Here is a 10594-nt window from a genome sequence, read left to right as displayed (position 1 = left end):
CGGCTTACATGACAACGTTGCGAATTATGTACATTTGCTAATAGTTCGTGCTTTGTAACGCAATGTATCGTAAGCTGGCCGGCGACCCCGGCACGTGCTGTTCAAACGTCCACGTAAAAGTGTGGCGCGCGCGCATCGGTATGCGGCACTCGTATATTGATAGACGATTTATTGCTGATCCAGCATCCAGCCTTTGAGGCCGTTGACCCACGTTTTCGCCGGCAGGTTCAGAGTCTTTTTGATTTCCGCCGCGCGCTCATACAGCACGCTGAAATCCAGCGACGGCGAATTCTTGAAGGCGATGACGACGATGTTCGCATCGTGTACTTCCGGCAGCCACACCACGGCGTCGAACACCAGCTCCATGGTTTGCAGGTTCTTGTCGTAGTTGCTGAAGTCATCGCCGAAGACATTGGTGGTCATGATGCCGCCGTCGCGCAGCACGTCGGCACAGCCCTGGTAGAACTCCTGCGTATCAAGCACCGGGCCACGCGCCTCTTCGTCGTACAGGTCCACCTGCAGCACGTCGACCGTGTTGTGGTTGGCTGGATCAAGCACGAAGTCCAGCGCGTTCATCTCGCGCACATCGAGGCGCTCATCGTTGGACGGCAATGCAAACTGTGCCTGGCACATGGCAATGACGTTGGGATTGAGCTCGATGGCGGTGACGCGCGCCTGCGGCAGGCGGCGATAGCAGAACTTGGTCAGCGCGGCGCTGCCCAGGCCCAGTTGCACGATGTGGCGCGGCTGCTCGATAAACAACAGCCACATCATCATCATCTGGATGTATTCGAGCTCGATGTTATCCGGCTTGGCGATGCGCATCGCGCCCTGCACCCATGAGGTGCCGAGGTGCAGGCTGCGCACGCCCTGGAATTCGGTGATGGTGGCCGGCGGGTGGCCGGGCTGGTCGAAACGGACGGCGGGGGATGAAGACTTGGACATCCCGCTAGTTTATCAGGCCAGCGGCAATATCATCGTCACGGTCAGGCCGCCGCCTTCGCGGTTGCTGAGGTTGATGCGGCCGCCGTGCGCCTCGGCGATCTCGCGCGCCAGCGCCAGGCCCAGGCCGGTGCCGCTGCGTTTGGTCGAGTAGAAGGGCACCAGGGCGTTGGTCAGCACGGCGTCGCTCATGCCGGGGCCGCGGTCCTGCACGTCGATGCGCACGCCTTCGTGCAGCTTGCGCACTTCGATACAGACCTCGCTGGCCGCCGAGCCGGATTCGTGGGCGTTCTTCAGCAGGTTGATGAGCGCCTGTTCCAGCTGGGCGGGATCGAAGGCGCCCGGCTCCAGCGGCACTTCGCCGGCCAATTGAAAGACCACCTGTTCGCCCAGTTGCCGAATGAACGGCTGCCAGTGCTGTGCTTCCACGCGCGGCGCCGGCAGCTTGGCGAAGCGCGCATAGCCGAGAATAAAGCTCTCCAGGTGACGCGTGCGCTCTTCGATAGTGCCAAGGATCTGCGGCAGTCTTTCGGTTTGGCCGCGCCGTACCAGTTCCGCGCCCGAGTGGGCCAATGACGTCAGTGGCGCCAGCGAGTTATTCAATTCGTGGCTGATGACGCGGATGACTTTCTTCCACGTCTGCACTTCCTGCCGGCGCAGTTCCATGGTCAGCTGGCGCAGCAACAGCAGCTCATGCTTGCGGCCATTCAGCTTGAAGCTGCGGCGGGCCAGGTGGTAGACCTCTTCTTCCTCCGCGTCCTTGGTGGTGAACAGGCCGTCGCCGCCGCGCGCCAGCGCTTCCAGCAGTTCCGGCGCGACATGGGTGAGAACCTCGTCCAGTTTATGGCCTTCCAGCTTGCGGCCTTCGCTGAGCAGCTGGCGTGCGGCGACGTTGGCGTAGACGATGGCGCCGGATTCGCCGACCAGCAGCATCGCCACTGGCGTGTTCTGCACCATCGTGTCCAGCAGCAGTTCGCGCTGTACCAGGTCGAGGCGCTGCTGGCGCAGTACGTCGCCAAGGGCGTTGTGCGCAGCCACCAGGTCGCTCAGCTCATCGTTCTGCGGCCAGTGCAGGCTGAAGGAAAAGTCGCCGTCCTGGTAACTGGTGACGGTGCCGGTCAGTGCGCGGAACAGCGACAGCATACGCTCCAGCTCCGCGCGGATGGTGATGATGGAGATCGGGATCACGCACAGCAGGCAGATGCTGATGACCAGGCCGGGATTTTTCGGGAAGAAGTGTTCCAGTGCCAGCGCGATCAGCATGCCGACCGTCAGCAGGGTGCCGATCAGCGCTGTCCAGCGGGTGAGCAGTGAGAGACGCAGGCCGCGCGGGCGACGCGAGGCGCCGCCGTCCCGCTGAGCGTCAGCGTGCTTCATTATGGGCGGACGATGCCCAGCCGCTCCATGCGGCGGTACAGCGCCTGGCGTGACAGTCCGAGTTCCGCCGCCGCCTGCGCCACCACGCCGCCGGCGCGGCTCAAGGCCAGGCTGATGGTGTCGCGGTCAGGTTCGCGGCTGACGTCATCGCCGGCGTTGGCTGCCATGCCGCCGCTTGCCGCCGGCAGGCCGAGGTCCGCCACCTTGATGACATCGCCGGTGGCCAGCAGGCCGGCGCGCATCATGACGTTCTTCAGTTCCCGCACATTGCCGGGCCATGCGTGCGCCAGCAGCGCCGCCTGCGCATCGGCATGCAGCTGCTTGTCGGCGCCGAGGAAGTGCATGGCCAGCGGCAGGATGTCGAGTGGCCGCGCCGCCAACGGCGGCAGGCGCAGCTCGATCACGTTCAGGCGATAGAACAGGTCCTCGCGGAAGGTGCCGGCCTTGATCATGGACTGCAGGTCGGCATTGGTGGCGCTGATCACGCGTACCTTGACCTGGCGCTCGCGGTTGGAGCCAAGGCGTTCGAAGCGTCCCGTTTCCAGTACCCGCAGCAGCTTCATTTGCCCGGCCAGCGGCAGGTTGCCGATTTCGTCGAGGAACAAGGTGCCGCCGTCGGCCGCTTCAAACTTGCCCTCGCGCGCCTTGGCGGCGCCGGTGTAGGCACCGGCGTCGGCGCCGAACAATTCGGCCTCGATCAACTCGGATGGAATTGCGCCGCAATTCAGCACCACGAAAGGGCCGTCGCGCACCGAGGAATTGGCCTGGATGATTTCCGCGATCCTTTCCTTGCCGGTGCCGTTCGGGCCAGAGATCAGCACTGGCACATCGGCGCGCGCCACCTGGCAGGCCAGGTGGATTACGCGCTCAGTCGCCGGGTCCTGGAACACCATGCCGCGCAGCTCGTGGCCGCGTTCCAGTTCGCGCCGCTGGCGTAGCTCGCCCTGCACGCGCTGCTGCAAGGCGCGCTTGGCCTGTCCCAGTTCGATCAGGTTGTTGACGGTGGCGATCAGCTTGTGATCGTCCCACGGCTTGGCCAGGTAATCGGCGGCGCCGGCCTTGATCAGGTCCACCGCTGCATTCAGGTGCGTCCAGGCGGTCAGCAGGATCACCGGCAGGTCCGGGTGATGCGCGCGGATGGCACGGAACAGCGCCGTGCCTTCCTCGCCGGAGGTGGTGTCGGCGCTGAAGTTCATGTCCTGGATTACCAGGTCCACGCTGTGCTGCGCCAGCAGCGCCAGTCCTTCCTCGGGCGAGGCGGCGCGCAGCGCTTCGATATCGTGCAGCGAAAACAGCACGTCGAGGGCCACGGCGACGGCGGCGTTATCGTCGATTATCAGTACGGTAGGCATGCCGCAAGCATAACACTGTCGCGGCGTGCCAGGCACGCTCATCACGCTGTCCGGGTGGCGGTGGCCGGCGAGATGCTGGCGGCGCGCCACGCCGGTCCGTACACCGCAATCACGCCCAGCGCCCAGAAGATGGCGGCGCCGCCGAGCAGGTAGGCGGCCGGCAGGCGCGCCAGCTCCAGCTGGCTGACCAGCAACTGGTTCAGGCCCAGCGCCAGCAGCACGCCGGCGACGATGCCGGCGCTGGTGATCATGAAGTTCTCGGTCAGGAAGTAGCGCAGGATGTCGACCCGGCGCGCGCCCAAGGCGCGGCGCACGCCGATCTGCTTGCGTCGTTGCGTCACCCACAGGCTGGCCATGCCGACGATGCCGCTGGCGGTGATCAGCAACAGCAGCACGCTGACGGTCAGCAGCATCCACGCCAGGCCCTTGTCGGCGCGGTAGCGGCTGGTGCGGAATTCATCCATGGTGCGCAGCTTGATGATGATCGGCAGCGCCGACTTGGTGCGCATGGCGCTTTCAGCCTCCTTCATCACGCGGTCCAGCTGGCCCGGTTCGGCGCGCAGCGTGTAGTTGAACGATTTGCCGCCGGTGGCGCGCAGCGGCACCAGCACCGAGAATTCGCCGGTTTCGCTGATTTGCGCGCCGGGTGTCTGCAAGCGGTCGATCACGCCGACCACGCGCCCTTCGCGCGCGGTGTCGCCCATGCCGAAGTAGAACACCTTGCCGACAAAGCTGGTGCTGCCTGGCCATAGCTTCGCCCCCAGCTTGCGGGTGATGACGACCACGCCACTGGATTCATCGGTGATGTTCTGGTCGATCACCGGCACTTCGCCAGGCAGGAAGTCGCGCCCCTCAGCCAGCTGCAAACCCCAGGTCTTGATCAGTGAATCGGCGCTGCGATAGATACTGGCGGTGGCGGTCTGCGTGGTCTGCTTGCGGTTGACGGCCAGGCTGCTGTAGTTGCCGGAGCGTGACAGCGGCATCTGCCACGCCGACGCCACCGATACCACGCCAGGCACGGCGCGCAGCGTTTCGGTATAGCGCTGCTGATTGGCCAGCTGCTCTTCGTGCGTGCCCGCCTGGAGCTGGCGTACCTGCAGGGCGAACACGTCCTGCTCGCTGGCCAGGCCGCTCGCGCGCGCCGATACCGCTTGCCGCACCTGCACGATGTGCAGCGCGTTGGCGAGGATGGCCAGGCTCAGTGCAACCTGTATGGCCACCAGCACCGGGCCGGTCTTGTTGCGCAGCAGGGCGGAAAGGATGGGACGGAATTCCATGATTGTGCTCGCTTATTGAGATTTGAGTTGCAGCGCCGGTGTCACCTGGCAGGCGCGCCAGGTCGGCAACAGGCCGGCCAGCACCGCCGAGGCAACCGCCATCGCAAAGGTGGTCAGCATCATGACCCAGTCCATGTGCGCCACCACTGTCAGCGCCTTCGACTGCATGGCGATCAGCGCCAGCGCGCCGAAGGCCAGCAGCAGGCCAAGCAGGCCGCCGATCAGGCCCACCACCGTGGTCTCGATCAGGAACTGCGTGAAGATCTCGCGGCGCGAGGCGCCCAGCGCGCGGCGCACGCCGACTTCCGGCGCGCGCACCGAGAACTTGGCCAGCAGCAGGCCGATGGTGTTGACCAGGCACAGGACCAGGAAGCCGAATGCCAGCCAGGCCGACAGCTTGCTGTCGTTGCCGACCACCTTCAGGCGGTCCAGCCACTCACGCACGTCGTACAGTACATTGGGTGCGGCGCGTTTCAGGCGGCCCAGCTTGCGCTGTTCGATGGCGTAGCTGTCGAGGAAGCTTTGCAGCTCGGCGCGGTCGGCGGCGCTGCGCGTCTCGAACCAGAATTGTATCCAGGTGCACTCCGAATTCAGGAAGCCCTGGAAGCCGGGCGTGACGTCGCTGGTGCAGCTGGTGCTACCCATACGCGGAAACTCGTGGCGGATGGCGCTGGCGAACGGCAGGTATATCTCGTCCTCGTCGACGAAGGCGCCGTCGTCATTGCCGATGATGCGGTGGAAGCGCGGCACCACGGTCCAGGTATCGAGCACGCCGACGATCTGATACTGCAAGGTGCCGAGTGTCACGCGCTTGCCGACCGGGTTTTCGTCGCCATACAGCTTGGCGGCCAGCTTGCGGCTCAACACCACCACGTCGGCGCCGCTCTTGTCGTCGGCTGGACTCCAGCCCTGGCCGTGCAGGAACGGCACGTCGAACATATTGAAGAAATCGCTGGTGACGGCCAAGCCCTGCGCCATGAAGGCGCCGAGGTCCTTGCGCTCCGGCTCGATCGACTGGCCGATGCCGTAGATGGCGGTGCGGCGCTCGCCGGCCTTGCTGGCGAGCAGATTCATGGCGTCCGGATAGCTCATCTGGTTATCGTTTGGCTCATCGCCCGGCTTGTAGCCTTCGAGCGGGCCGTTGTCGATCTGCGGCACGAACAGGCGGTTGCTCTTGCCCGGAATCGGGTCGCCCGACATCACGTGCAGAATGGTCAGCGTGGAAATGCTGGCGGCGACGCCGATGGCCAGCGTCAGCACCATCAGCGCGGTCAGTGCCGGATTGCGGCGCAGGCTGCGCACGCCCAGCATGAAATAGTATTGGAACATGAACGGCTCCTTATGCCTGGGCGGTATGGCCGACGGTGCTCAGTGACGGCGACTTGCGCACCAGGTCGGACACCTGGCCGTCGATGATGTGAACGTTGCGCTGCGTGCGCACCGCCAGTTCCGGATCGTGGGTCACCATCAGGATGGTGGTGCCGGCAGCATTGATCTCTTCCAGCAGTTCCATCACGCCGCGCGCCATCTGCGTATCCAGGTTGCCGGTCGGTTCGTCGGCTAGCAGCAGCTTGGGCGAACCGGCCAGCGCGCGCGCGATTGCCACGCGCTGCTGCTGGCCGCCGGACAGTTCGGCCGGGTAGTGCTTCATGCGCGAGGCCAGGCCGACTTTCGCCAGCGCGTCCTCGATGCGCTCCTTGCGCTCGGCGGCGTTGAAGCCGCGATAGCGCAGCGGCACGTCGACGTTATCGAACAGCGACAGGTCGGGAATCAGGTTGAAGCCCTGGAAGATGAAGCCCAGCTTCTCGTTGCGCAGGCGCGAGCGGGCGTTGTCGTCCATGCCTTTGACGTTGACGCCATCGAGCACATATTCGCCGTCGGTGAATTCTTCCAGCAGGCCGGCGATGTTGAGGAAGCTGGTCTTGCCGGAGCCCGACGGGCCGGTGACGGTAACGAATTCACCTTGCTTGACGTCGATCTCGAAACCACGCAGCGCGTGCGTTTCGATCATGTGGGTGCGGTAGACTTTGCTCAGGTTTTTCATGCGCAGCATGGCGGGCCTCTTCAGTAAAGTTATTGATTGATCGAGACGCGGTTGGCGTTCTCAAAGGTTTCGGTGCCGGAGATAACAATCTTGTCGCCCTGTTTCAGGCCGCCGAGGATTTCGACGGCGGAGACGCTGGTGGCGCCCAGCTTCACCGGCGTGCGCACGGCCAGGCCATCGCGCACCAGGTAGACGAAACGGCCGCCTTCGGATTCGACGAAGGGGCCACGCTGCACCATCAGCACATTCGGTTTTTCGTCGATCAGCAGGCGCGCGGTGACGCGCTGGTTCTGGCGCAGCGCGGCTGGCTGCTCGCCATTGAAGCGCACCCGGGCCAGCACCTGATTCTTGACCACTTCCGGCGACAGCGCCGACAGCTTGCCGTTGGCGGTGCCGGTGCCGTAGTTGACTTCTGCCGTCATGCCCAGGCCGATGTCGGCGACGTAAGTCTCCGGCACTTCCAGTTCGACTTCAAGCCGTGACAGATCGACCAGCGTCATCAGCGGCGTGTTGGCCGGCACCACGCTGCGGTTGGCCACCGACAGCGTGCCGATAAAGCCGTCAACTGGCGCGCGCACCGTCAGCTCGTCGACGCGGCGCTGGGCATTGGACAGCGTGCTGCGTTGCTGGTCCAGCTGCTTGATTTTAGACTCCAGCTCCAGCGCGACGTTGTCGTTCTCCAGCGTGGAAGCCTGTTCCGCGTGTTTGGCGCGGATGTCGGCGGAGTTCAGTGCGTCCTTGGCCTTCTGGTATTCGATCTTGGCGATGATGCCTTCGTTGGAGACGGCGTCGTAGCGTTCCAGCGTGCGTTGCGCCGACAGCCGGTCGATTTCTGCGGTGTCGGCATCGCGTTGCGCCAGCAGTTTCTGCTTGCGGGCGAGGATGCGCTGGCGCGCGACGTCGGCTTCGATCTGCGCGTAGGCGGCTTGCTCCTTTTTCAGCGCATCGGACAGGTCGGGCGATTCCAGTACCGCCAGCACGTCGCCTTTCTTGACCGTGTCGCCGGCGTTGACCTTGAGCGTGACGGTGGCCAGCGACGGCGCGTACAGCGTCGGGCTGACGGCGGCGACAATGCGGCCGTTGACGGCGGCGTCGCGGATCAAGGTGCCGCGGCCGACTTCGGCAATGCGCAGGCGCGAGATGTTGACCGAGTGGTCGCTGCCGTTCCAGTTGTGGAACAGATACCAGCCGGCGGCCAGCAGCGCGGCGGCGGCACTGGCGATGATGATGTGGCGCTTGGTGTTGTGGCCCCTGGCGGGGGCGATCACGGCGTCTTGGTTGGAGGTGTCGCGTATCATGGTGGTTTGCTGGTGAGTAGACGGGCAACATTATGCAGAAACCGTGCCACCATGTAAGTGGCTGATTTTTATGGAATTGTTGGCGCGTGCCCGCTGTCCGCGAGCGTCCGTGTTGTCCGTCTTGTCCGGTCTGTCTTGAAAAATTGTCAAGCGATAGCATATGGCGCGGCATGACTGATTTTCCTTTCGTCGCCAGCGACGTCGCCTTATACCAGCGTACCGTGTCCGGCCCGGACAGCGTGATGGATACCCAAACCTGGAATGACCTGCTGCTGCCTGAGTACAGTGCGCTGCTGGCGCGTGAGACCAGCATCCTCGGCCAGCAGGAGCTGCACCGGCGGCTGCATGTGGCCCAGGGTGGCGGGGATGCTGCGCTGGTCCGCGTGCAGGCGCTGGCGGCGGACGATGGCTTGCGTGCGCAGTTGCAGGCGGCGTCCAAGGACATGCGCGAGGCTGACCGTGAAATCAGCGAGACCTTGTTTGGCGCGGAGTTGCCGTCGTTGCCGCGCTGGTTGCCGGTCTTGCGCTGGTTGCCGCTACTGTTTGTTGGCGCGCTGGTTGCCGCGCTGTTCACCGGCTGGATGCCGTTGTGGGGCGCGGCGGTGTTGTTGGCGCTGGTGTTGTGTGCGATCCAGATGCGCTATTTCGACGAAGTGCAGGAGTGGGCGCGCATCCTCAACACCACGCAGTTGATGCTGCGTGCGCATACGCTGCTGGGGCAGGTCGATGCACCCGCGACAGCGCGCTTGCGGGATGATGCGGCGCAGGCGTCGAAGTTGAACCGCCGCTTGAGCCGTCCGCTGTTATCCAGCATGCCTGGTGCGCGCGAGTATGGCGACTGGTTCTTCTTGCAGAATGTGCGTCATTATTTCCAGAGCCGCGAGGTGGCGCGTCAGCATATCGGTTTCCTGCGTGGCAGCTTTGAGCGCGTGGCGGCGCTGGAGGCGGACCTGGCGCTGGCGCGGCATCTGGCTGCGGCGCCGACATATTGTTGGGCGGAGCAGGGCGATGCGGTGGCGCTGGATGAGGTAGTGCATCCGCTGCTGGACGGCGCGGCGCCGCTGACGTTTGGCATGCAGCGGCAGGGCGTGTTCATTTCGGGGCAGAACGGTATCGGCAAGAGCACCTTGCTGCGGACGGTGGGACTGAACCTGATCGTGGCGCGTGCGTTTGGCTTCTGCTACGCGGTGCGCGCGGTGACGCCGCTGCTGCCGGTCTACAGCAGCATGCAGAACGAGGATGCGATGTCGAATGGCGAGAGTTTCTACATGGCGGAGCTGCGACGTGGACAGGAGTTGCTGACGCTGGCGGCGCAGCGGCCGGCGATCTTCGTCATTGATGAGATTTTCCGTGGCACGAATTATCTGGAGTCGGTGTCGGCGGCGGGAGCGGTGCTGCATGAGCTGGCGCAGCGGGGGCGGGTGCTGGTGGCGTCGCATCACCTGGTGCTGGCGTCGCTGCTGTCGGATTGTCTGCAGCCTTGGTGTGTCAGCCGCGTCGACGGACGCTGGCAGCTGGCGCCTGGGCTGCTGGTCGACACCAACGGCATTGCCTTGCTGGCGGAGCGCGGCTTTGCTCCCGCCATCACCGAGAAAGCCAACCGCATCCATACCTGGCTAGGCAATTACATGGCCCGCCCGACCGGATTGTCAGGAGAACAGCTTGGCCAGGGTGATGGCATGCAGCACCAGTGACAGGCCGGCCATGAGATACAGCGGGATGAGTTTTGCATTCATCCCGGCGCGTAGCGAACTTATTTCCTCGCGCAGTGAGTTGATTTGGACTTGCAGCGAGTTGGTTTGGACTTGCAGTGAGTTTATCTTCGCATTTATCTCGGCCTTCAGAGAATTTATCCTCAGATCTATCTCGGCCTGCAGCGAATTTATCCTCAGATCTATCTCGGCCTGGAGCGAATTTATCCTCAGATTTATCTCGGCCTGCACCGAATTTATCTTCGCATTTATCTCAGATTGCAGCGAGTCTATTCTCGTTTCCACTGATACGCATAACGCTTCTATTTTTGCATCCACGGAAAGGCGCAGCATGTCGATGCGGGCCAACACGTCGGTTCTGAGCAGTAGCAGCTCGCTTGGCGAGACGGTTGCTTCGGCCATTGCCAGGCTGAGCGCGTTGGCGTGTGCTTCTGCATCGGTGGCGGAGATACCTGCTTCCATCAGGTTGCGGGTGTATTCAAGGGTGTCGAATTTGATAGGCATGGTCATGATACCTCCCCATTTGATCGTAGCAGAAAAGGCCCAGGTGACAGCCGTTCTTCATCGTATCGAATCAGCTTGCGGCGCGTTT

9 protein-coding genes are annotated in these 10594 nt (G+C 63.8%); 1 reads left to right on the top strand and 8 read right to left on the bottom strand.

Going from position 1 to position 10594, the window contains the following annotated elements; genetic code table 11:
* Positions 1-168: 168 nt before the first annotated feature.
* From BLS51_RS12735 to BLS51_RS12705, 7 genes are read right to left on the bottom strand one after another with little or no spacing between them, the layout of a single operon-like run.
* Positions 169-945 (bottom strand): spermine/spermidine synthase domain-containing protein, encoded by a 777-nt coding sequence (locus BLS51_RS12735; RefSeq protein WP_090192375.1) that lies wholly within the window; start codon positions 943-945, stop codon positions 169-171.
* Between the two features lie 12 nt (positions 946-957).
* Entirely contained in the window at positions 958-2319 is a 1362-nt protein-coding gene (locus BLS51_RS12730) for a sensor histidine kinase (RefSeq protein ID WP_090192376.1), read from the bottom strand.
* On the bottom strand, positions 2319-3671 hold the full coding sequence (locus BLS51_RS12725; protein WP_090192395.1) for a sigma-54-dependent transcriptional regulator: 1353 nt from the start codon (positions 3669-3671) through the stop codon (positions 2319-2321). Before BLS51_RS12725 ends, BLS51_RS12730 begins: the two co-directional genes overlap by 1 nt.
* A 41-nt stretch (positions 3672-3712) precedes the next feature.
* On the bottom strand, positions 3713-4948 hold the full coding sequence (locus BLS51_RS12720) for an ABC transporter permease (RefSeq protein WP_090192377.1): 1236 nt from the start codon (positions 4946-4948) through the stop codon (positions 3713-3715).
* Between the two features lie 12 nt (positions 4949-4960).
* Positions 4961-6277, bottom strand: coding sequence for an ABC transporter permease (locus tag BLS51_RS12715; protein WP_090192378.1), 1317 nt, complete (start codon positions 6275-6277; stop codon positions 4961-4963).
* 10 nt (positions 6278-6287) lie between these two features.
* Complete coding sequence (locus tag BLS51_RS12710) at positions 6288-7001, bottom strand: ABC transporter ATP-binding protein (protein ID WP_090192379.1); 714 nt, start codon at positions 6999-7001, stop codon at positions 6288-6290.
* A gap of 20 nt (positions 7002-7021) precedes the next feature.
* Positions 7022-8290, bottom strand: a complete 1269-nt coding sequence (locus tag BLS51_RS12705) for an efflux RND transporter periplasmic adaptor subunit (RefSeq protein ID WP_090192380.1) — start codon at positions 8288-8290, stop codon at positions 7022-7024.
* Between the two features lie 170 nt (positions 8291-8460).
* On the opposite strand from BLS51_RS12705, the gene BLS51_RS12700 reads away from it, so the two are divergent.
* Complete coding sequence (locus tag BLS51_RS12700) at positions 8461-9984, top strand: MutS-related protein (RefSeq protein WP_090192381.1); 1524 nt, start codon at positions 8461-8463, stop codon at positions 9982-9984.
* On the opposite strand, the gene BLS51_RS12695 is transcribed toward BLS51_RS12700, so the two are convergent.
* A complete protein-coding gene (locus BLS51_RS12695) occupies positions 9940-10512 on the bottom strand; it encodes a CCDC90 family protein (protein ID WP_090192382.1) in 573 nt (190 codons plus the stop codon). The two genes, BLS51_RS12700 and BLS51_RS12695, sit on opposite strands and share 45 nt — an antisense overlap.
* Positions 10513-10594 lie beyond the last annotated feature (82 nt).

This window comes from Duganella sp. OV510, from assembly GCF_900100205.1.
Classification (GTDB): domain Bacteria; phylum Pseudomonadota; class Gammaproteobacteria; order Burkholderiales; family Burkholderiaceae_D; genus Rugamonas.
The sequence above is the reverse complement of the archived record's forward strand: the minus strand, read 5'-3'. Positions and strand labels throughout refer to the sequence as shown.